A 21,132-nucleotide genomic window follows, 5' to 3' on the forward strand; every position below is an offset into this window, starting at 1 on the left:
AAGCCCGCGAAGGTGAGACATGCTGCTCCGCTTGCTGACCGGGCTGCCCGCCGTGGTCCTCCAGAACGCCTTGGCTGCCCCCGTCGAGGCCACACGTCGGATCGTCCCGCCGACCACCGACACGGCGCGGATGGTCGCTGAGCTTGTGAGCGCCGGTGCGCGTGGCGTTGCAAGCGGCGCGTCGGCGGTGTCGGCGACCGCACTGCGGGTCGGCAGGGTCGCTCGCAACGCCGTGACCCCTCAGGTCGGTTACTGGCGTGCCGGGTCCCGCATGCACCTCGCACTGCGGCAGCATCCGGACGCGCAGGAATCCACCATGGAGCGGCTCAAAGCCGCCTCCGAGAAGGTGGCCGTCGAGCTGGCCGAGCACCCTGATGTGCTGATCGCCTACTGGGACGACGGCCTGGGGCGTCTGGTCATGCAGACCACCGAGGCTGCGGTCGAAGAGCAGTTGGTGGACCGGGTGTCCGAACTTGCCGCCGAACACGGGCTGGTGCACGTCGCCGACCAGACACTGGAACACACGCACCCGGGCGCAGCCGGGGGCGTGCGCGCCAATGCCGTCGCCGTGGCGTGCGACGCGGCGGGCATCGCCACTGCCCTCGCGGCAAGGACGGCCTTTCTGAAGCCCGTGCCGGAGGTGGTCGTGGCCGCGGTCGTCGTGATGCGCGAGGACTCCCGGGTACGGAGAGTGCTGAGCCGCGCGCTGGGCTCGGACCAGGCCGATCTGGTGCTCGCCGTGGCCCATGCGGCTGTCTGTGGGATCGGGCAGTCGCCGAGTCCGCTCCTGCTCGACGCGGCATTGCGGAGCGCCCAGTTGGTGGAGTCGGTTGCCCAGCTCGCGACGTTCGACGCCCTGCACGACACGCTGTGCGTCCCGGACAGGCTGACCGTGGCCGGAGACGATGTCGTACGTCCGCCGCTGCGTTCGTGCCCCGGCGAGGAGTATGCCGACGCCGCGATCAACGGGATGCTGGGCGGCGCCATCACCACGCTCCTGTTCACCCGCAACCTCGATGGGGCGGCCGAGACCGTATTGGCCGGTTCACCCAAAGCTGCGCGCTACGGTCCAGCAGCCTTCACTGCGGCGCTCGGCAGTGCCCTGGCTCGCGAGGACGTGCTGGTCCGCAGCCCGGAGCGGCTGCGGAGACTGGAGCTTGTGGACACCGTGGTCCTGCATCCTGAAGCGCTGCGCAGCACTCGGCGCACCGTGCTCGAGGTCCATCCCAGCATGACCGGCTGGGATCACCGCCGACTGTGGCGGGAGTCCACCGCAGCCCTGAGTGCGCCCGGGGACTGGGCAATGCCGTCCGGGGAGCCGAGACTCGGCCTGCGACCGGTGCCCGACGAGATGGCGTCGAGCACAGGACTTTCGGACACGGGACTGCCGGACACGGGACTGATGATCGCGTCGGTACGCGGCACGGATGTCGGCACCGTCCTCGTCGGCCGGGAGGTAGACCCGATGGCCGAGGCCGTGTTGGACGCGGCGCGCCGGGCCAGCCTGCACGTTGTTGTACTGGACGACCACTCGCTCGGCGAGTTCGGGACCCTGGCCGACCAACTCGCACCTGTCGAGCTCTCGTTGGCCGAGGTGGTGGCCGGTCTGCAGAGCGACGGGCGGACGGTCCTCACGGTGGCGCGCGTGCCGGCCGACCGAGCGGCAGCGGAAAGGTCGTTGCCCGCTGCCGCCCGCGACGTACTCAAAGGGCTGCTCCGCAGTGACATCGCCGTCGCCGTCGCCGACGAGCGCAGCGCTGTCGTCTGGGATGCGGACATTCTGCCCCTGCGCGGGCTGGAGGGTACGTGGCGGTTGCTGTCCGCCGTGCCCGCAGCACGGGCGGTGAGCCGACGAGCCAAGTTCCTCGCCGAGGCGGGCGCCACGCTCTCCGAGCTCCTGGTGCTCACCCGCGGGACCCGGACGCAACGGGTCCCCTTCCCCCTCGAACTACGGATCAGCCCGGTCAACATTGCCACCGCCGCGGCTCTGGTGTCGGGCTGGTGCGCCGCGCTGGGTGCTGCCGCCGGTACGCCCCCGCACCCCAGGCCGCGGGTGCCTTGGCACGCCCTGCATCCGCAGGAGGTCATGGCCCGGCTGGCGACGGCGCCGCGAGCCGCGCCCACCGCATGGGCGGCGGTGCGGACCCGGGCCGACCACGTCGTGGGCGCCGCAGTTACTCACCCGGCCTTCGCGCCGGCTCGGCTCGGCGCACGTCTGGCAGGCGCCACGTGGGCCGAACTCGACGATCCGTTCACCCCCATCCTGCTGATCGGTGCCACCGCGTCCGCACTGCTGGGATCCGCCGTGGACGCGTTCCTCGTCGTCGGCGCCGTCGCGGGGAACGCCGTGGTCGGCGGAGTACAGCGGCTGCGCGCGGAGCAGGCGCTGTCCGAGCTCGTCACAGGGCAACGGCGAACAGCCCGACGCCTGCCCGACGTGTCAGCAGATGAGGCGTCCGTCGTCGAGGCCGAACGACTGACGCCCGGCGAGGTGATCGAGCTGCGCACCAACGACGTCGTGCCGGCCGACGTGCGCCTGCTGGAGGTCAACGGCTTCGAGGTCGACGAGTCCTCGTTGACCGGCGAGTCACTGCCCGCCCGCAAACAAGTGGCCGCCGTACCGGAGGCGTCCGTCGCCGACCGCAGTTCCATGGCGTTCGAGGGCACCACTGTGGTGGCCGGTCGCGCCCGTGCCGTGGTGGTGGGCACCGGCGACCAGACCGAAGCCGGCCGCGCGGCGTCTCTCGCCACCCGGGTCCCCACCTCGGCAGGGGTCCAGGCACGACTGCACCAGCTGACCCGCCGGGTCCTGCCCCTCACCCTCGCCGGCGGCGCCGCGGTGGCCGGGCTCTCCCTGCTGCGCGGCCGCCCGGTGCGCACCGCGCTCCAGGGCGGGCTGGCAGTCGCGGTGGCCGCCGTCCCCGAAGGCATGCCCTTGGTGGCGACGGTGGCGCAGATGGCCGCGGCACGGCGGCTCAGCAGGCTGGGTGTCCTGGTCCGCACGCCGCGCAGCCTGGAGGCCCTGGGACGCGTGGACACCATGTGCTTCGACAAGACCGGGACCCTCACCGAGAACCGGCTGCGGGTCGTCCGCCTGGTCACTGCCGCCGGCGCCGAGCACCCGGCGTCCGGCCCCGAAGCGGAACAGATCCTTCGCGTCGCCGCCCGAGCCTGCCCCCGCGTCGCCGAGCAGCCGGGCGTCCACGCCCACGCCACCGACGAGGCCGTCCTGGTAGCCGCCCCGCGCGAGACCGGGTGGATTACCGTGCGGACCCAGCCCTTCGAGGCGAGCCGGGGCTACGCGGCAGCCATCGGACGGGACGCCGACGGCGAGGACATGATGGTCGTCAAGGGGGCGCCTGAAGTCATGCTGCCGTGCTGCCTCGATGCGGATCCGGCAACCGTCGACACGGCACATGCTCTTGCCGCCCAGGGCCTGCGGCTGCTGGCCGTCGCCCAGCGCCGCCTTGCGGCGGACGAGGCGGCGGAGGCCCTGGACAAGCCCCTTGAACTGCTGGAGCTCATCGGGTTCGTGGCACTTGCCGACAGCCCTCGCGCCAGTTCGGCCCCGCTCGTGGCCGGTCTCGGCGAGATCGGCGTACGACCCGTCATGCTCACCGGCGACCACCCTCAGACCGCCCGTTCCGTCGCGGTGGCTCTGGGCTGGCCATCGGATGTCACGGTCGTCACGGGCGACGAGCTGGCCGCACTCGACCGGGCGGGACGGGCATGCCTGCTCCGGGACTGCGGTGTCGTGGCTCGCGTCGCACCCGAGCAGAAGCTGCAGGTGGTCGAGGCGCTCCGGGAGGCGGGACGCGTCGTGGGCATGGTCGGGGACGGCGCCAACGACGCCGCCGCCATCCGCGCCGCCGATGTCGGGATCGGCATCGCGGCACGCGGATCGGCCGCCGCGCGCAACGCGGCGGACCTCGTGATCACCAACGACGAACTGTCGGTTCTTATCGACGCCATCGGCGAGGGCCGTGCCCTGTGGCGCAGCGTGGCCGACGCGATCAGCATTCTGCTCGGAGGGAACGCCGGCGAGGTCGGCTTCTCCGTACTGGGCACCTTGCTGTCCGGTACCTCGCCACTGTCGACGCGTCAGCTGCTGCTGGTCAACCTGCTCACCGACATGTTCCCGGCGATGGCGGTCGCGGTCACCCCCCACGATCCGGAACCCACCGGTGAGCCCACCGCAGCCGACGGCGCACCCGTGGGCCTCGCCGTCCTCGGCACGCCACTGAACCGCCAGATCCGTCATCGTGGCCTGATCACCGGAATCGGCGCGGCCATCGCATGGCTGCTCGGCAGACTCACTCCGGGCTCGGCGCGGCGTACCAGCACGATGGCCCTGTGCGGTGTGGTCGGCGCCCAGCTCACCCAGACCGTCGTCGGACGCCGCCACAGCCCACTGGTCCTGGCCACCGTCCTCGGCACCGCCGCCGTGCTCATCACCCTCGTCCAGACGCCGGTCATCAGCCATTTCTTCGGGTGCACGCCGCTGGGCCCACTGGCGTGGGCCGGCGTGGCCGTCGCCGTCGGTGCCGCCGCCCTCGGGCCCCGCGTACTGCCGCAGGCCGACCGGCTGCTGGCCGACCTCGCCTCGCGAGTGCGTCCCGTGGTGCGGCTCGTCCACTGAGTACCTGAAGGTGATTCAGCGCCGTGACGAGCGTCAGCAGCATGGTTACCAGGAAGCCGTGCCGCCAGGAGAGTTCGGGCATGTCGGTGAAGTTCATGCCCTGGAAAGTGGCGATCAGCATCGGCGGCAGGAAGACTGCCGCTTCGGGCCGGGTGCACATCGCCGTCGACGCTGTGGGCCCCGGGCTCAGTCGGGCCCTCGGCCCCCCAGTGTGTGCCGCTGGATCAGCCGTGAAATGTCCTTGGCGGTGACGATCCCCACCAGATGGTTCCCGTCCACGACGAGAATGCGCATGCCGGCACCCGGGCGGAGCTTGTCGAGAGCCTCACTCAGAAGATCACTCGGGGCGGCAACCGCGCACTGTGACAGCGGGATCGCCACCTCGCGCACGCGCAGCGCCTCCCGGCGCGCTCCCGGTATCCGGGCAAGCTTGCGTATCGATACGATCCCGCTGGGACGGCCTTCGAAATCGAGCAGCGGGACGACGGAATGGCGGGAGTTCACTGCCACCTCGTCGATGAAATGCCGGATGGTGAGCCAGTCGGCGCCGGTGGTCACCGGGCTGGACATGGCATCGGCGACCTTGACGCCCCGCAGTGATGTGTGGATCACGGCGCGCTGCCGTTCGGCGCCGGCGACGACCGTGATGAAGAGGCCGACGAAGACGAGCCACAGCCCGCCCGGAGCCCCGCGCAGGAAGGAGATCCAGCCGAAGGCCATCAGCAGCCCGCCCACGACCTGCCCACTTCGGGAGGCCGCCCGATCCGCACGTTCCCGGTCTCCGGTACGCCACCACAACAGCGCCTGCACCACCCTTCCGCCGTCGAGCGGCGCAGCGGGAAGGAGGTTGAACGCGCCCAGGAACAGGTTCGCCCAGCCGAGCCACACCAGAACGGCGGCGGGCACCGCCCAGCCGGACATCGCGTGCAGCCCGATTCCCGCTCCGAGCGCGGCGCCTCCGATGGCCAGGCTGGTGAGCGGCCCGCTGACGGCCACTGCGAAAGCCACCGCGGCCGTCGGCGGTCGCCCCATCCGGGTCATCCCGCCCAGCGCCCACAGCGTCACATCCTGTACCGCGATCTTCTTCCTGCGGGCAGTCGCAGCGTGTGCCGTCTCGTGGAGCAGGAGGCTGCCCATGAGCAGTACGGCTCCCACGGCACTGGCGAAGGTGTAAACCGCATCCGAGCGCCCTGGAGTCCATGCGGGGAGGGTCTGGCGGCCAAGACCGTACGCGAACAGGACCACCAGCAGCGGCACGCTCCAGTGCATCCGCAGTGGTACCCCGACAACTTGTCCGACACGGACCGAGCCGTTCATCGTCGTCTCCCGCCGGGCTCGGCACCCGGTCCACCGGGCAGGACCTCGCGACCCGACTGAATGAACCGACCAGCACGGCACCCACTCATAATTGTCGCTCTCGGAATCTCCCGCGGTCGGCCAGGGCCCAGGACGCGTTCCCTCCTCAGTTCCGTGGACTCCGTTCAGCGCGTCGCTGCGCAGATTCGGCGGGTGGAGGGCGCCGGATCCGGGCTGGATCTACCGGCAGCACGCTGCGCACCCGGCGGCGGCTGCTGGGTGCGCTCGGCTGACGGTCGGCTGACGGTCGGCCGGTTCGGAGCCGGTCGGTTGGTGACCGGGGAGGGATGGGCACACCGGTGCGGCAGTTGCATACGAGTGAGCGGGGGGAACCGGTGAGCAACTGGGCGTGGCAGCACCGTAGGTGGCCGTGGGCTTCGGCGTTGTCCAGATCTGGGCGGGTTCGTCTTGTGCCGGTCCGGGGCGGGTGGCCGAACCGGTCAGGAATCGAGAAGCATCGGTCACCGGACCGCAACTAGCGTGATGGTCATGGACCTCACCATTCACACGACCATCCTCCCGCACGACGACCCGGACGCCGCCGTGGCCTTCTACCGCGACACCCTCGGCTTCGAGATCCGCACCGACGTCGGGCAGGGCAGGATGCGCTGGATCACGGTCGGCCCCGTCGGCCAGCCCGGCACCTCCATCCTCCTGGCGCCACCGGCCGCCGACCCCGGGGTCACCGAGGACGAGCGGCGCACCATCGTCGAGATGATGGCCAAGGGCACCTACGGCTGGATCCTGCTGGCCACCCGGGACCTCGACGGCACGTTCGAGAAGGTGCAGGCCGGCGACGCCGAGGTCGTCCAGGAGCCGACCGAGCAGCCGTACGGCGTCCGCGACTGCGCCTTCCGCGATCCCGCGGGCAACCTGGTCCGTATCCAAGAGGTTCGCTGAGGCGTTCGGCCGTCGTCGTCGGTCCGGCCTCCCGAGGCAGGCGCCACGACCACCGCGCCGCCTGCCTCGGGGGGCAACCCACGTGCTCACGAACATCGGTGAAGGGAGTTCCCTCGTGTGTCATCCTGCCTGGATGAGCGCACTTACCGCGGCGCAGCGCCTGAGCGACCTCGCGCGGCTGCGCCGGGTGCGCGATCGGATCGACCGGGAGTACGAGCAGCCGTTGGACGTCGAGGCGCTCGCCCGCGGCGCGAACATGTCGGCCGGACACCTCAGTCGCCAGTTCCGGCTGGCGTACGGCGAGTCGCCGTACGCCTACCTGATGACGCGGCGCATCGAGCGCGCGATGGCGCTCCTGCGCCGTGGCGACCTCAGCGTCACCGAGGTCTGTTTCGCGGTCGGCTGCTCGTCGCTGGGCACCTTCAGCAGCCGCTTCACCGAGCTGGTCGGTGTGTCTCCGAGCGTCTACCGGCGCCGGGAGGCGGGCGGTGCGGCGGGGATGCCGTCGTGTGTGGCGAAACAGGTGACCAGACCGGTCAGGAATCGAGAAGCGCCGGCGACCAGCCGTAACTAGCGTGATCGTCATGACCTCCTTCGAGTCCGTCACCCTTGAGGTGGCCGATCCCACGGCCGCCGACCGCTTCTACACCGCCTTCGGTTCGGGGGCCCAGGTGCGCCTGCGAGCCTCGCAGGCGCCGACGACCGGGTTCCGTGGGTTCGCGCTGTCGCTCACGGTGTCCCGGCCGGCCGACGTCCGCGGCTTCATCGATGCCGCCCTCGACGCCGGTGCCACGCCGCTGAAGCCCGTCTCGAAGTCGTTCTGGGGCTACGGCGGTGTCGTACAGGCTCCGGACGGGACGATCTGGAAAGTCGCGACCTCCGCGAAGAAGGACACCGGCCCGGCCACCGGGCAGATCGAGCAGACCGTGCTTCTGCTGGGGGCCACGGACGTGGCCGCCAGCAAGCAGTTCTACGTCGAACGCGGCCTCACCGTGGCGAAGAGCTTCGGCCGCAAGTACGTCGAGTTCGCCTCGCCGGCGAGTTCCGTCAAGCTGGCGCTGTACGGGCGCCGCGCCCTGGCCAAGGACCTCGGCGTCCCCATCGACGGCAGCGGCTCGCACCGGCTCGTGCTGGGCAACGATGCCGGGTCCTTCACCGACCCGGACGGGTTTGCCTGGGAAGCCGCGTCGGTGGCGCCCATACCCTGATCCGGCGTTGTTGTCCGCCCAGGTCGGCCCAGGTCGGCAGCCCAACAGGCCCCTGTGCACAGCGGGGTCTGGTCCTGTGCCTCGACCGCAGAACGCTCGGCCGGGAAACCCCGGCCGAGCGCTTGTCCGGATCCTGGATCCTCGTCGTGCGTACGTGCTTAGGCCGGCTTCTCCTCCAGGCGGGGGAACAGCACCGCGCCCTTCGTCACCGTCGCGCCCACCGGGAGCCGGCCCCAGGTGCCCGCGTCCTGTACGCGCTGGTCGGACAGCGCGCCCAGGGACGCCTCGGCGCCGAGGGAGTCCCAGAGCTTCTGCGAGGTCTCCGGCATCACGGCGTTCAGCAGGACCGCGACGCCGCGCAGCGACTCGGCGGCCGTGTACAGGATCGTCGCGAGGCGGGCCTGGCCCTCCGGGGACGTGTCCTTGGCGACCTTCCAGGGCTCCTGCTCCGTGATGTAGCCGTTGACCTGCTTCACGAAGTCGAAGATCGCCAGGATGCCGGCCTGGAAGTCCAGCTCCTCGCCGATCTTCTCGTCGGCCGTCGCGACGGCCTTCGCCAGCCCCTCCTGGACCGCCTTCTCGGCGTCACCCGCGGCCGTGGCTTCGGGGAGTGCCCCGCCGAAGTACTTGCCGACCATGGCGGCGACGCGCGAGGCGAGGTTGCCGTAGTCGTTGGCGAGCTCGGAGGTGTAACGGGCGGAGAAGTCCTCCCAGGAGAACGAGCCGTCGCTGCCGAACGCGATGGCGCGCAGGAAGTACCAGCGGTACGCGTCCACGCCGAAGTGCGAGGTCAGGTCCTGCGGCTTGATGCCGGTCAGGTTCGACTTCGACATCTTCTCGCCGCCGACCATCAGCCAGCCGTTGGCCGCGACCCGGCCCGGCAGCGGCAGACCCTGCGCCATCAGCATCGCCGGCCAGATCACCGCGTGGAAGCGCAGGATGTCCTTGCCGACCAGGTGCACGTCGGCCGGGAACGTTCCGTCGAACTTCTCCTGGTTGGCGCCGTAGCCGACCGCCGTGGCGTAGTTCAGCAGGGCGTCGACCCACACGTAGATGACGTGCTTCTCGTCCCACGGCACCGGGACGCCCCAGTCGAAGGTCGAGCGGGAGATGGAGAGGTCCTGCAGGCCCTGCTTGACGAAGTTCACGACCTCGTTGCGGGCGGACTCGGGCTGGATGAAGCCGGGGTTGTTCGCGTAGAACTCCATCAGCTTCGGGCCGTAGGCGCTCAGCTTGAAGAAGTAGTTCTCCTCCTTGAGGATCTCCACCGGCTTCTTGTGGATCGGGCACAGCTTGACGCCGTTCTCGTCCTCGATGAGGTCGCCGGGGAGCTTGTACTCCTCGCAGCCCACGCAGTACGGGCCCTCGTAGCCGCCCTTGTAGATCTCGCCCTTGTCGTACAGGTCCTGCACGAACTCCTGCACCCGGTCGGTGTGCCGCTTCTCCGTCGTACGGATGAAGTCGTCGTGTCTGATGTTCAGGTGCTCCCAGAGGGGCTTCCAGGCCTCCTCCACGAGCTTGTCGCACCACTCCTGCGGGGTGACGTTGTTCGCCTCGGCAGTGCGCATGATCTTCTGACCGTGCTCGTCCGTGCCGGTGAGGTACCACACCTTCTCGCCGCGCTGGCGATGCCAGCGCGTGAGCACGTCGCCTGCGACGGTCGTGTAGGCGTGGCCCAGGTGAGGAGCGTCGTTGACGTAGTAAATGGGGGTCGAGACGTAGTACGCCGTCGCCCCCTGCTTCTCGGATCCAGTGGCCGCCATGGTCGAAATCCTAACGGCCTGCGGAAGATCCACTCACACCGATTACGGTCGGCCGCCCTCAGACCCGGGGCCGAAGGGGTCCTCGGCGTAGGCGGAGAAGGCGGGCATGTCCAGCAACTCCGCCGGGGCAGGCACGACCGGGAGGTCGGGGCTGTCGCCATGACCCGAGCGGCAGTTCCTGAACGGGCCGGTCACCGGATGCAGCAGCACGGTCATGTGCGGGTCCAGATGGTGCAGCCACCAGTGCGACAGGCCGAGCCCCGTGTCGTGCCGCAGATATTCGAAGGCGCGCCACATCGCCCCGAACCTGGCGATGACCTCCGGATGCGTCCACCAGTTCGGGCACCAGGCGCCCACCCCGGTGACGTCACGGTCCCGGAGCAGCGGTGCGAGGTACTGGGTGACGAAGGCGTCGAGGGTCGGGAAGACCAGGTTGCGCTGCTGTTCCTGACGGGTGACCTCGTCGGCCTCGAAGGAGTCGTACGGGTTCTCGGTGGTCATGGGCGCTCCTCGTCGGACACTTCTCGTCGGACACTTCTCGGCGGACACTTCTCGGCGGGCGTTTTTCGGCGGGCGTTTTTCGGGTGGCTCATGCGGCGTGGCGGTGCCGGACGGCTTCGGACTCGGCGACGCGGCCCAGTCGCAGCAGAATTCCGGCGACGACGGTGACCGCCTCCCGCTGCGCCGTGGTGTACCCGGCGGGGTCGCTGCGGGCCAGGTACCGGTGGAGCGCGAGCGACTCGCGAGCCGGTACGAGAGCCGCGGCCGTGGCGTGCCAGTTACCCCCGAAGTCGCCGCGGTCCAGGATCTGGGCCTGTTCCAGGAGGTGCCAGGCCAGATCGCCGAGGCCGCAGGCACCCTCCGCGAGGGCGGCCCGGCAGAGGGCGACCGCGCGTCGGGAATGGGCCCGCGCCTCGGTGTACGCCCCCGTCCGTGCGTAGGCCGAGGCGAGACGGGTGTGGTCCGTGGCACGGTAGGCGGCCGGCCGGGCCTCCGCCCGTGCGGCCGTCTCCAGCAGACGCAGCCCCGTGCGCACCGCCGCCCGGTGGCGGCCCGCGGTGCTCTGGGCGTTGCGAAGACGGGCGAGCGCGGCGAGGAGTCCGTCACGCGCAGCCTCGCCGCCCCCGGCGCCGAGCATGTCGGCGTACAGGTCGACGGCCTCTTCGAGGAGCGGGATCACCTGACGGACGTCCGTCGGATCCTCGCCGAGCAGGCTCAGGCACCGGGCGAGCGATTCGGCCCAGTTGTCGGGGTCCGCCCGGTGTCTGCGGCGCAGCAGGACCAACGCCTCCCGCAGCAGGATGCGCTCGGCCGCGGTCCGGTCGTCCCGGCTGTAGGCGTGGGCGAGTTCGGCGAGGGCGTAGATCAGCCCCCCTTCGCGTTCGTCGTGCTTCCTGGGAACACCGACGGCTTCCTGGACGAGCACACGCTGCAGAGCGACGCATTCGCGCAGGGCCGTGATCGCCTCCGGGTACCTGCCGACCCGCGAAAGGGTCCAGCCCAGATCGGACAGGGTGTCCGCGGTACGGGCCCGTTCCTGACCGAGCGGGTTCGGGACGAGGCGTCGCAGCTCCAGGGCGCGCGACGTGAAGTCCAGGGCCTCGTCCCATCGCTCCTCGGTCCGGAGCAGGTACGCGATGCGGACGAAGGAGCCGGCCAGCGCGGTGCGTCGGCGCCGCCGCGGTGACGCGGCGAGCAGTTCCTCGCGCAGCGAGGCGGCTCTGCGTACGGTCTCCAGCGCCGCAACCCCGTCGCCCAGATCCTCCTGCACGAAGCTGAGGTTGTGCAGGACCTCCGCGAACGCCGCCTTGTGGACGGCGGGGCGCTCGGCCGCCAGCGGCTCGAGGATGCCCAGGACCTCGTCCGCCACGGCCATGGCCTCCGCCAGCCGGCCCGCCGTGTTGTAGGTGACGAAGAGGGACTGCAGCGAGTGCGCCAGGCGGGTCGCGAAGCCGTCACGGTTGGTCGCGGTCAGCCGCCGTAGCAGGGCCACCGACTGTTCGTCGGCGGCGATGGCCTGGTCGTACTCCTCGTCGTGCCAGTGCCCGACGCTCAGATCCCGCAGGCTGTAGGCCAGCAGGTCCTGATGCCGTCCCGGCTGCTCCTCGTTCAGCCGTTCGCTCTCCTCCCCCGCCCTCCGGGTGTGCTCGTCCGACTCCTCCCGCCGGTCCATCCGCCACAGGACGGAGGCCACCTGGCGTTCCGACTGGATGAGGTCTCGCCGGTGCGGCGCCGGGTCCTGGGCGGCGAGCCGCAGCCGCAGCCGCAGCGCGTGATGGGCGGCTCGGAACTGGCCCTCCAGGTCGTCGTCGGAGAGGGTCATCGCGTACAGGTACAGCGCGTGGGCCAGATCGGCCTCGTGGTCGCCCGGTTCGTCCTCGACCGGGCCGAGGCAGAGCTCCACGGCCTTGCTGCCGGCCGCCAGGGCGGTCGGCTCGTCCGCCATGTCGAGGCTGCGTGTGGCCAGATTGCGGTACGCCCACGCCAGCACCGTCGCGGGCGTGCCGGGCTCGGTGGCGTACCGGTCCAGGAGCATCCGCGCGATCCGCAGGGCCAGCGGGCCCAGCACATGGGAGCTGTCGGGCAGCGCGGCGGCGCACGCCCGGAACACGGGCGCGGCGACCCGTACCTCGTCGAGGGTGCCGTTCAGCTGGGACAGGAGCTGCTCCGCCATGGTGGAGCGGCCCGCGTTGGCATGGCCGACCACCGCCCGGGTGAGCACGTCCAGCGTACGGATCTGCTGTTCCGGCGAGCCGTCCCGGAACAGCGCGGTCAGCAGGCCGTCCGTTTCGATGAGGGTGCGGCTCGCGTGGTACTCCGCGATCCGGTCAGGGTGCAGCTGGCCCCAGTAGAGGGTGCTCTGCGGTGACGGGTACAGGGCCCGCAGCCAGTCGGCGACGCGGCTGCGCAGACCGGACGGGATGCCCGGGATGCGGCCGGCCGTGGCCACCGCCTCCGCCGGGCCGGACGCGCCGCACAGGGTCGCGGCAGTGACGGCCCGGGACAGGTCGGCCTCTCCAAGCGGGATGCCCACGGCGGCGGCGGACCGTACCCAGTAACGCTTCTCGTGTCTCAGGAGCGCCATCGGCAGCGGCTCGGTAGCGGGGGCGGACTGTGCCCGGTCGTGCCGGAGCAGGGCGAGCAGGGCGCCCATCTGAATGGTGAGCGCCGCCTCGAACACGGGCCGGTCCGCCGTGGGCGGCGGAGCCACCGAGCGGGCCACCGCCGGCCAGTCCACGCCGTGGTGGTCCGGCACCTGCCCCAGTAGTTCCGCCAGGTCCTTCGCCGCCTGGACGAAGGCGGAGTCCCGGTCGACGACCGAGTCGTCGAGGGCGGGCAGCAGGGTGAACGGGGCAAGGTCCAGGAGTTCGTGCACTGCGGCGGGGGCGTCCCTCGCCTCCGTCTTCCACGTGCCGATCGAGCGGGACAGCAGCAGGACCCGGACGGGGTGGGCGCACTCCAGCGACTGGCGGATCAGCTCCCGTATGAGGTTCGGCCGGGACTCGGCGTAGTCGACGACGAACAGGGCGGGGTGCTGGATCCGGGCGAACCCGCCGATGTGCGGGAGCAGCGCCGCGGCGGTGTCCGGCAGCTCGCTCCGGATGAATCCGGCGGCCCAGCCGAGCGAGCGCATCGTGGTCACCAGCCACCTGGCGAGCCGGGTCTTGCCCTGCCCGCCGGGCGCCACCAGGACCTGCACGGCGAGCTGCCGGGCCGGCGCCTCGCACCAGGCGCGGAGCTCCTCGCGCTGGTCCGTCCGGCCGCGGAACGACACCGCCTCGACATCTGCCCGCAGCAGCGTCGCGGGGGAGACGAGGGCGCGCTGCGGGGGCGCGGGCGAGAGCAGGGCGGCCAGGTCGGCGGCCTCGGCCTCGGGGCGCAGACCGGTGTGGGCGGTGAGCGTGCGGACGAAGGCGTCGTCCCGCAGCAGCTCATGGCTGCGGGTGGCGGAGAGCCGGGCGCCGGTGCGGGCTCCCCTGTCGTGCCGGACAACGCCGAGCAGCAGGGGGCCGCTGAACACCGCGGCGCCCGACATCCCGGACCACGGGGACACGCCGTCGTGCGGCGTGTCGCCGCCGGGGCCGCCGAACGTGGAGGCCGTCCCCAGCAGCTCGTAGCGGCCCTTGGCCCTGCCGGTCAGCGGGTTGACGGTGGCCGACAGCTGCTCGACGCCGTTGCCGGAGGCGTCGCGCTGCATGCGGGGGTGGCCGACGCAGGAGACGGTGTGCCCGGTGGTGTCGGTGACCAGCCGTCCCCAGCGCTGGATGCGGAAGTCCCCGGACCCGTGCGAGCAGGGGGGCGGGCGCCAGGCGGCCGCGGTGATGTGCAGCAGCGCCGCGTCGACCGTGTCGTCGAGCCGGGACCATACGGGCGGGGCCGGCCACTCGGTGCAGGCCGGCGTGGCGGTGAAGGCCGGAGCGTCAGTGGCGGACGGCGCGGCGGGGATCGGGGGTGCGGCGGGGCCCGGGGCCGTGGGGGCGTCCGGCTGCGCGGAGAGGTCCGAGGGGACGGCGACCATCGGCTCGGCGCCCTCGGCCAGCAGGTGTGCGGCGGTCAGCACCAGCCGGGGTGCGACCAGATAGCCCGAGCCGGTGCGGGTACGTCCGTCACGGTGGCGGACATGGATGCGGACCACACGGTGTTCGTCCACGGCACCCCACCCCCGTACGTCTCGTCCGCCGTGCCCGGCGCGTCCTGCCCGGAATCCGGGTCACCTACTCCCAGTCGCCTACTCCCAGTCGCCGATCTGTACGTCCCCACCGCCCGGCCGCTCCGGTTTCAGCGTCAGGCTCACCCGCTGCACCGACCTCCGGCCGCTCTCCTGGCGGGCCTTCGCGTCGGCGACGCCGAAGCGGAGACCGCCGCCGCCCTCCCGGGTCCGCATCAGCTCCAGCTCGAAGTCGACGGTGATCTGCTCCACGCCGAAACGGACCTCGGCGTGCTGGGCCCTGCGCTGCGACTCGGCCACCTGGGAGCGCAGCAGATCGAGGGCGTCCGCCAGGTCGAGCCAGTCGTCGCCGTCCGTGGAACCGGTCACCGCACGCCTCCGTTCATATAAGGGTCCAACACCTTGAACATGTAACGCTCTTGAGGCCGGAGTTGGTTCCGGGAACCCGGTGACGGGCTGTGCGCAGACCTACGAAACGCCCTTTCCCACAACAAGGACGCACCCTGGGAGAGAGTGGACGCGTAGACACGAGGAAGGGGACATCACGATGCGGGTACTGGTCGCCGAGGACGAGGAGATGCTGGCGGAGCTGGTCGCCACCGGGCTGCGGCGTGCCGGGTTCGCCGTCGACACGGTGTACAGCGGCGACGCCGCCCTCGCCTACCTGGGGCTGCACGACTACGACGTCGTCGTCCTCGACCGCGATCTGCCGCGGGTGCACGGTGACGACGTGGCGCGCGGACTGGTCGCCTCCGGCTCCCGGACCAGGATCCTGATGCTCACCGCCGCCGGTTCCATGGAGGACCGGGTCGCCGGGCTCGATCTCGGCGCCGACGACTATCTGGGCAAGCCGTTCGAGTTCCCCGAGCTGGTGTCGCGGGTACGGGCGCTGCGGCGGCGCAGCGCCCGCCCCGTACCGCCGCAGCTGGAGCGGCACGGCATCCGGCTCGACACCGTGCGGCGCACCGCTTCCCGTGAGGGGCGGGAGCTCGACCTCTCGCCGAAGGAGTTCTCGGTGCTCCAGCTGCTGCTGGAGGCGGACGGCGGGACCGTCAGCGCGGAGGAGCTGCTGGAGCGGGCCTGGGACGCCAACGCCGATCCTTCCCCGAGTTCTCAACTCCGTTCGAGCAGGGAGACACCCCACTCCGGCGCCGTACGCGTCTGCGTGAGCAAGCTGCGGGGGAAACTCGGGGAACCGGCCCTGATCCGTACCGTGCAGGACGTGGGGTACGCCCTGTGAAGCGCCCGTCACGCCTTCCGGTCATTCTGCGCGCCGCTCGTGTCCCGCACGTCCAGCACTCCACGATCCGGACGCGGATCGCGCTCGTGTACGGCGGGGTGTTCCTGGTGCTCGGGACGGCGCTGCTCGCCACCGTCAACCTCGCCTCCCGCGCCGGTACGGACTCCCAGGCGCGCGACATCGCCCGCACCGCCGCGGTCGTCCAGCCCGGCTACGCGGTGAACGGCCCCCTCGTCACCCGGCGGACTCTCGGCCCGCCCACCGTCTACGACCTCACCGACCACGTCAGCGACGCGGCCGGCCATCAGCTGCTCGTGTGGTCCGTGGCCGCGCTGCTCGTCATGACGGCCTGCGCGGTCGCGGTGGGGTGGTGGACCGCGGGGCGGGTCCTGCGGCCCGTCCACGCCATGACCGCGAAGGCACGCCGGCTCTCCGAGCACACCCTGCACGAACGGATCGCGTCCAGTGGCCCCGACGACGAACTGAAGGAGCTCGGCGACACGCTCGACGCGCTGCTGGCCCGGCTGGAGAAGGCGTTCGACAGCCAGCGCCGGTTCATCGCCAACGCCTCGCACGAACTGCGCACCCCCCTCGCCACCCAGCGGGCCGCGATCCAGATCGGTCTGGACGACCCGTCCCAGGAGGATCTCGTACGGACCCGGCAGACACTCCTGGACAACAACCGGCGCAGCGAGCGGCTCATCGAGGGACTGCTGGTCCTGGCACGCAGCGAACGCGGGCTCGCGGCGAACGAGCGGGACGCGGTGGACCTCGCGCAGGTGGTGGCGGAGGAGGCGGCCCGGCACCCGGGCGTGAACGTCGACGCCAGGCCGTGCACGGTACGGGGGAACCGGCTGCTGCTCGCCCAGCTGGTGGCGAATCTGCTGGCCAACGGCGTCACGTACAACGTGCCCGACGGGACGGTGGACGTGTCCCTGGTGACGGCCGACGGCGGGGCGCTGCTGAAGGTGCGCAACACCGGGCCCGTGGTCGACGCGGCGGACATCCCCGGGCTGTTCGAGCCGTTCCGGCGGGGCGAGGGCAAGGACCGGATGGGGCGGGGCTCGGGACTCGGCCTCTCGATCGTGCGTTCTATTGCGGTGGCGCACGGCGGTACGGTCACGGCGGTGCCGGGCCCCGTGGGCGGGCTCGCCGTGACCGTACGCCTGCCGGAGGATCAGCCTTCGGCGGCCGCTTCGGTCGCCGCTTCGCGCGCGGCGGCCCAGGCGGGGAGGGCGGCGAGGATCTCGCGGTAGAGCGTGGCGTCCGCGACCTCGCGGGGGGCGGGGCCCGCGTGGAAGAACCCGGCGTTCGGGACGTCCAGCTTCCGCAGGAAGTCGAAGCCCTTCGCGTCCTCGTCGCCGAACGCGACGAACTGGAAGAACAGCGGCAGCCGCGCCGCTTCGGCCAGCGCCTGCTTCGCGGGCTGCTTGGCGTCCGGCGGGCCGTCCGTCTGGAAGATCACCAGCGCGGGGCCGGTCTCCCCCGACTTCTCGTAGTGCGCGACGACCTCTTCGACGGCGCGGTGGTAGTTCGTACGGCCGAGGCGGCCCAGGCCCGCGTTCAGTTCGTCGATCCGGCCCTCGTGGGCGGCGAGGTCGACCGTGCCGGTGCCGTCGATGTCGGTCGAGAAGAAGACGACGGGGACGGTGCCGCTCTCGTCCAGATGCGCGGCGAGGGCCACGGTGCGGTCGCCCAGGTGCTGGGCGCTGCCGTCCTTGTAGAACGGCCGCATGGAGCCGGAGCGGTCGAAGACCAGGTAGACGGTGGCACGCAGCCCGGTCAGCCCGTGCGCCTCCAGCGCGGCCTGGGCGGCCTCGTACGGCTCGACGAGCCCGGGCGCGCTGGACTTGACCCGGGCGAGGGCGAGCGCGGGCTCGGGCGCGTCGGGGGCGGGGGTTGCTTCGGGGGCCGGGGCGGGGGCCGACATGGCCTCCGGCTCGGGTGCGGGGGCGGATGCGGCCTTCGGCTCGGGGGCGGGGGCCGCGGCGCTGACCGGCTCAGGCTTCGGCTCGGTCTCGGGGGCGGGTGCGGCCTCCGGCTCGGGGGCGGGGGCGGCGGCGGTGACCGGCTCGGGCTTCGGCTCGGTCTCGGTCTCGGTCTCGGGGGCAGGTGCGGTCTCCGGCTCGGCGGGGATCTCCGCCGTGGCGGGTTCGGGCTCGGCGGCGGGCTCCGCCGTCGGCTCGGCGACGGGAGCGACGGGCTCGGGCTCGGGCTCGGGCTCGGGCTCGACAGCGGCCGTCGGCTCGGCGACGACTGCGACGGGCTCGGCCTCAGCGGTGGCCTCAGTGGTGGCCTCAGCGGTGGCGGGCTCCGGCTCGGCGGGGGCCGCCTCCGTGGCCTCGGCCTTGACGGGCTCGGCGGCGGGCTCCGCCGTCGGCTCGGCGACGGGCTCGGGCTCGGCCTCGGGGGCGGCAGCGGCCTCCGGCTCGGCGGGGGCCGCCTCCGTGGCCTCGGCCTTGACGGGCTCGACCTCGGTCTCGACCTCGGCGGGAACGTCGGCCTCGGCGACGGTCGTCGCCTCCTCCTCCGCAGCCACCGGCTCGGGCTCCGACTCGGTCTCGGGGGCCTCCGCGGCCACCGGCTCCGGCTTCGGCTCGGTCTCGATCTCTGTGACGGATGCGGCCTCCGGCTCCGTGGCCTCGGCCTCGGCCTCCGCCGGCTTCGGCTTCGGGGCCGAGCCCTGGGAGGGGACCGTGGGCAGGGACGGCTTGTCGAAGGCCGCCGCCACCAGGTCCGATGCCAGACCGCTGTCACCGGTGGCGGACCGGGGCGAGGCGGGGGCCGGTACCGAGGCCTTGGTGGCCGGGGCGGTTTCGCGCACCGGCGCGGATTTCTTGGCGGGCTCGTCCACCGTCGTCGTGACCGGCTCCGACTCCGCGGGCGCGGTGCGTTCGGTCTGGGGCGGGACCGTGGCCGTCGGCGCCGGCGCCGACGCGTCCTGCTCCGCGCGGTCGCGGCCGAACACCTTGCGCAGCAAGCTCCGAATGCCCATGGGCGAGGCCTTTCGCGTGAGTTGGGTGCGATGAATGTCCGACCTGCGGGATTCATCCCTGGCCAGGGCGGATACGTAAGGTTAGCGGCCGGATCCGGCCGTTCGGCGGTGCGGCACCGCCCATGGGGCAACTGAGCCGCAACCGAGCTCCGACCGAGCTCTGTGCGCATGCCGTGCGGACCTGATGTGCGTCGTTCAAATGTGCCCACCTGGTCCCGAGTTGCCTTGCTGGCGTGAGCGGACGGTGTGCCTGACAGACAGTCAGACACACCGTTGTCCGTTTTATCCGCATGTGCTGTCAAGAAGGGCTCCCGCGTGGGAAAACGATCTCGCAGAACACGATTCGCGGCCTGCGCCTTGGTGGCAGGGGCGATGCTTTCCGGCCTCGTTCCGGCAGCCGACGCAGCCGCCGCCCAGGTGGCCGCCCCGCCCTCCGCAGCGTCGGCCATGGACGACCCCGTACCGGGCACCGAGGGCATGCCGGACGACGGTTTCGACAACGAACCGGACGGTGAGCAGGACGACTTCGCCGGAACGGGAGCGAAACGGCCGCGGTCGAGGGGGCGACCGGGACGGTCGACGGAACCGGCCAACTCGTCGGCAACGCGAAGACCCTGGAGTCGGCGTTCGGACCCGACTCCGGCTGATCCGGTCAGCAACCGGCCCGGCCCGGTCAGGTCCTCGCCCGCCGGTCCTGACCCGGGGCCCGCGCCGCACTAGAGTCGGCTGCATGGTTTCCGGTGAGGCGCCGCAGGCGGAGGGCAGCGTTCGGGTCGACGTCTGGATCTGGTCGGTCCGGCTGACGAAGACCCGTTCGCAGGCCGCTGCCGCCTGCCGCGCGGGTCATGTGAAGGTCGCCGGCGAGCGCGCCAAGCCCGCCCAGGCGTTGCACGTCGGCGACGAGGTACGGCTCCGGCACGCGGGCCGGGACCGGATCGTCGTCGTGTCGAAGCTGGTCAAGAAGAGGGTCGGCCCTCCGGTGGCGGCGGAGTGCTTCGTCGACAACAGCCCGCCCCCGCCGCCGCGCGAGACGGCGATCCAGGTTCCGGTACGGGACCGGGGCGCGGGGCGTCCCACGAAGCGGGACCGGCGGGAGATGGAGCGCCTGCGGGGGGCCGGGCCCACCCCCTGACGTTCCTGGCCAGTGCACATCAGTGAGTCCTGGACCCACTGATGTGCACTGGGCGCGTCACGCCGGGCCGGCGCCCACCGATCATGCGTAGCCTTCGTGATCGCACCCGCGATCCGCGACGAGGACACCCCGGTCAAGTCCCGCTTACGCGCCGCCCGAACGAGACGTCATGGACGACCGGGCTCAGAGCGATGACGGTCTTGCCGCGTGCGCCACCCGTCCGGTTCCGGTCGAGGGCCTGCGGGGCCTTCTCCAGCGGGAGTTCGATGTCGATGGGCACGCGCAGTACGCCTTCGGCGGCGCCCGCGGCCAGGACGTCGAGCAGGACCGGGCTGGGTTCGAGCCGGAAGTCGATGCCGGTCACGTCCGCGGGGAGCGCGGCCCCGGCGGCGACGCCCCGCGTGCTGAGGGCGATCCCGCCGGTGCGTACCAGCGCGGCACGGGCGGCGAAGGCGTCGGGGGTGGCGGAGACCAGGTCGACCAGTGCGTCGACGCCGTCCGGGCAGCTCTCCCGTACCGCCGCTTCGAGGGGGCGTTCCGTGGTGTCGATCGTGACGGTGGCGCCCAGGGCCGCCATCCGCCGGTGTTCCTCGCCGCGCACCGCCGCGATCACGCGTACGTCGCGGGCCGCGGCGAGCTGGGTCAGACAGCTGCCGACGCCGCCCGCCGCCCCGATGACCAGCAGGCTCTCGTGGCCCCGGAGCACCGCGATCTCCAGGATCTGGGCGGCCGTCATCCCGGCGGACGGCAGGGCGGCCGCGGTACGGAGGAGGAGGCCGGCCGGGACGAAGGTGATCGCGGAGTCCTGCGGCACGGACACGTAGTCGCAGTAGGTACCGGCGCGGGCCGTCGGCCCTCCGGCCCGCGCGGCGACCCGGTCGCCGGCCCGGCCGGAGTCCTGGGCGTCGCCGATCCGGCCGAAGACCTGGTCGCCGACCCGGAAGCGGTTCGCGCCGCGGCCGATCATGTCCACCCGGCCCGCGAAGTCCACGCCGACGACCAGCGGGAACCCGCGCGGGGCGGGTCCGGCGTCCGGTGGGCCCTGGGCGGCCTGCCAGTCGCACGGGTTGAGTGCGGCGTACTCGATCCTGACCCGTACCTCCCCGGCCTCCGGCTCGGGCTTGGGCAGCTCGACCAGTGCGGGGTCTGCCCCGAACGTGCTGACGGCTATCGCTCGCATACGGAAGACCTCTCAGTCGCCCCCGATCCGGCAGTCACGAGAACCACTCT

Annotated in this window: 14 protein-coding genes and 1 pseudogene; 7 read left to right on the top strand and 8 right to left on the bottom strand. The window is 72.0% G+C overall.

Annotation, left to right across the window (positions count from 1 at the left end; all coding sequences use genetic code 11):
* The first annotated feature begins 19 nt into the window (after positions 1-19).
* Entirely contained in the window at positions 20-4,639 is a 4,620-nt protein-coding gene (locus OH735_RS17595) for an HAD-IC family P-type ATPase (RefSeq protein WP_406382480.1), read from the top strand.
* Positions 4,640-4,670: 31 nt separating this feature from the next.
* On the opposite strand, the pseudogene OH735_RS17600 reads toward OH735_RS17595, so the two are convergent.
* Together OH735_RS17600 and OH735_RS17605 are read right to left on the bottom strand one after the other, a co-directional pair.
* Positions 4,671-4,799, bottom strand: a pseudogene (locus OH735_RS17600) (CorA family divalent cation transporter); the annotation flags it as partial.
* A gap of 26 nt (positions 4,800-4,825) precedes the next feature.
* Entirely contained in the window at positions 4,826-5,956 is a 1,131-nt protein-coding gene (locus OH735_RS17605) for a site-2 protease family protein (protein WP_406382481.1), read from the bottom strand.
* A gap of 528 nt (positions 5,957-6,484) precedes the next feature.
* Between OH735_RS17605 and OH735_RS17610 the strand changes: the two genes are divergently transcribed.
* The 3 genes from OH735_RS17610 to OH735_RS17620 all read left to right on the top strand — a co-directional run bounded on the left by OH735_RS17610 (position 6,485) and on the right by OH735_RS17620 (position 8,103).
* Entirely contained in the window at positions 6,485-6,895 is a 411-nt protein-coding gene (locus OH735_RS17610) for a VOC family protein (RefSeq protein WP_406382482.1), read from the top strand.
* Positions 6,896-7,028: 133 nt separating this feature from the next.
* The gene (locus tag OH735_RS17615; RefSeq protein ID WP_406382483.1) at positions 7,029-7,469 is read left to right on the top strand and encodes a helix-turn-helix transcriptional regulator; all 441 of its coding nucleotides are present in this window, start codon (positions 7,029-7,031) and stop codon (positions 7,467-7,469) included.
* Between the two features lie 10 nt (positions 7,470-7,479).
* A complete protein-coding gene (locus OH735_RS17620) occupies positions 7,480-8,103 on the top strand; it encodes a glyoxalase (protein WP_406382484.1) in 624 nt (207 codons plus the stop codon).
* Positions 8,104-8,261: 158 nt separating this feature from the next.
* Here the strand turns inward: OH735_RS17620 and metG are convergent, their stop codons facing one another.
* The 4 genes from metG to OH735_RS17640 all read right to left on the bottom strand — a co-directional run bounded on the left by metG (position 8,262) and on the right by OH735_RS17640 (position 14,904).
* Positions 8,262-9,866, bottom strand: coding sequence for a methionine--tRNA ligase (gene metG, locus OH735_RS17625; RefSeq protein ID WP_406382485.1), 1,605 nt, complete (start codon positions 9,864-9,866; stop codon positions 8,262-8,264).
* A 42-nt stretch (positions 9,867-9,908) separates the two neighbouring features.
* A complete protein-coding gene (locus OH735_RS17630) occupies positions 9,909-10,367 on the bottom strand; it encodes a DUF4913 domain-containing protein (protein WP_406382486.1) in 459 nt (152 codons plus the stop codon).
* Between the two features lie 88 nt (positions 10,368-10,455).
* Positions 10,456-14,517, bottom strand: coding sequence for a tetratricopeptide repeat protein (locus tag OH735_RS17635; protein ID WP_406382487.1), 4,062 nt, complete (start codon positions 14,515-14,517; stop codon positions 10,456-10,458).
* Positions 14,518-14,595: 78 nt separating this feature from the next.
* Entirely contained in the window at positions 14,596-14,904 is a 309-nt protein-coding gene (locus tag OH735_RS17640) for a trypco2 family protein (protein WP_406382488.1), read from the bottom strand.
* A 178-nt stretch (positions 14,905-15,082) separates the two neighbouring features.
* On the opposite strand from OH735_RS17640, the gene OH735_RS17645 reads away from it, so the two are divergent.
* Entirely contained in the window at positions 15,083-15,775 is a 693-nt protein-coding gene (locus OH735_RS17645) for a response regulator transcription factor (RefSeq protein WP_406382489.1), read from the top strand.
* Positions 15,772-17,031 carry a sensor histidine kinase gene (locus tag OH735_RS17650; protein ID WP_406382490.1) on the top strand — a complete coding sequence of 420 codons (1,260 nt, stop codon included), beginning with the start codon at positions 15,772-15,774 and terminating at the stop codon, positions 17,029-17,031. Before OH735_RS17645 ends, OH735_RS17650 begins: the two co-directional genes overlap by 4 nt.
* On the opposite strand, the gene OH735_RS17655 is transcribed toward OH735_RS17650, so the two are convergent.
* Positions 16,953-18,770, bottom strand: coding sequence for a VWA domain-containing protein (locus OH735_RS17655; RefSeq protein ID WP_406382491.1), 1,818 nt, complete (start codon positions 18,768-18,770; stop codon positions 16,953-16,955). The two genes, OH735_RS17650 and OH735_RS17655, sit on opposite strands and share 79 nt — an antisense overlap.
* 730 nt (positions 18,771-19,500) lie before the next feature.
* Between OH735_RS17655 and OH735_RS17660 the strand changes: the two genes are divergently transcribed.
* Positions 19,501-19,902, top strand: a complete 402-nt coding sequence (locus OH735_RS17660; RefSeq protein ID WP_406382492.1) for an RNA-binding S4 domain-containing protein — start codon at positions 19,501-19,503, stop codon at positions 19,900-19,902.
* 133 nt (positions 19,903-20,035) lie between these two features.
* Here the strand turns inward: OH735_RS17660 and OH735_RS17665 are convergent, their stop codons facing one another.
* Entirely contained in the window at positions 20,036-21,082 is a 1,047-nt protein-coding gene (locus tag OH735_RS17665; RefSeq protein WP_406382493.1) for an NADP-dependent oxidoreductase, read from the bottom strand.
* Between the last annotated feature and the right edge of the window lie 50 nt (positions 21,083-21,132).

It is taken from the genome of Streptomyces sp. NBC_01618 (assembly GCF_045209435.1).
GTDB lineage: Bacteria > Actinomycetota > Actinomycetes > Streptomycetales > Streptomycetaceae > Streptomyces.